Genomic DNA, 1,243 nt, shown 5'->3' with positions numbered 1-1,243 from the left:
TTGTGGACTTGTCTGTAAGGCTAGTGCCGTCCTGTGAAGCAGAAACTCTTAATTGCGAAGTTAAGAAGCCAACATCTGTACCGTTAGGTCAGTGTGGGAGATGTCACATTTAAGGTTGGAATTAATCTGATATTGAATATTGATAACGGCTTCTTCTAAAGTTGTCAAACGTTCTTCTATAGTGTTTTTTTCGACATATTTATTACTTAATTTTGACTATTTATTTTGCATTTTAAATCCCCCTATCAATCATTAAAAAAGAGGGCTAAAGCCCTCACTACAAACCGATGATTAGGCGAGGATTTTTGGCACTCGGAAAAAGTCTTCTTCTCTTTCGGGAGCGCTGTTGAGTAAACTTTCTCTATCTTCGTAGGTTTTTTTTGTATCTGTACGGGTAATATTGCTCACCTCGATCGCTCTTGTAGTAGGAGCAACATTATCAGTATCAAGCTCTTTTAATTGTTCAAAGTAATCTAAAATAGCATTTAACTGAGGAGCAAATTCTTCTTCTTCTTTTTCAGTAATCTGTAAACGGGCTAAATTCGCTACTTTTTTAACTTCTTCTTTACTTAAACTCATTTTTATTAGTAATTATAGTAATTTTTTCATTGTTCCTTATTCCTTATTCCCTTTCCTCAGCAAAAACGATGAAGTCATCGTTACTTAAAAGAATACATCCATTTCCGATCGACCGGTAGTTTTGAGCCAATTTTGAGCTTCCAAATAACTATTAGGAGAGATTCTAATAGCTTGTTTCCAATATTCGGCGGCTTTGTCATAGAAACTTTCTGCACCATCTTCATCGCCATTTTGACGACATTTTTCCCCTTGATGATGATAAATCACCGCAATATTATTTAGCACCGAAGGTTTACGGGGATTTAATTCCAAAGACTGATGGTAATAGTCTAAGGCTTCTTCTAATTTGCCATTACTGGCATGAATCAAGCCCATATTGTAGAATATCTCACTTCGATCGTTGGGGTCTTCTTCTAGTGTTAAGGCTTCTTGATAGTTTTCTAAGGCTTCGGCATATTCGCCTTCTGCCTGTGCAGACATTCCATCACGGTAATAAACAAAAGCCTCCTTTGCTTTAGCATCAATAGGCAAGACTTTCAGAATAATATCCGCCATGACGGTAAAGGTTTTATCAATAAAATTATCGTTTCTTTGTGATCTAGGCATATTATAAATTTAAAATTAAAAATGGAGATAAAAGAGAGAGGGGGGAGAGGGGGAAGAG

General features: G+C 36.4%; 2 protein-coding genes. Both read right to left on the bottom strand.

The features are described from left to right. Positions 1–291: 291 nt before the first annotated feature. Positions 292–579, bottom strand: coding sequence for an Asp-tRNA(Asn)/Glu-tRNA(Gln) amidotransferase subunit GatC (gatC, locus tag ACN4EE_RS23485; RefSeq protein WP_431708929.1), 288 nt, complete (start codon positions 577–579; stop codon positions 292–294). 84 nt (positions 580–663) lie between these two features. Beyond that, positions 664–1,185: a photosystem I assembly protein Ycf3 gene (locus tag ACN4EE_RS23480; RefSeq protein ID WP_431708928.1), complete on the bottom strand. Its 522-nt coding sequence runs from the start codon at positions 1,183–1,185 to the stop codon at positions 664–666. Positions 1,186–1,243: the final 58 nt, after the last annotated feature.

Origin of the sequence: Geminocystis sp. CENA526, from assembly GCF_050753365.1 — a bacterium.
Lineage (GTDB): Bacteria > Cyanobacteriota > Cyanobacteriia > Cyanobacteriales > Cyanobacteriaceae > Geminocystis.
Note: the sequence above shows the minus strand (reverse complement) of the source record. Positions and strands in the feature narration are given on the sequence as shown.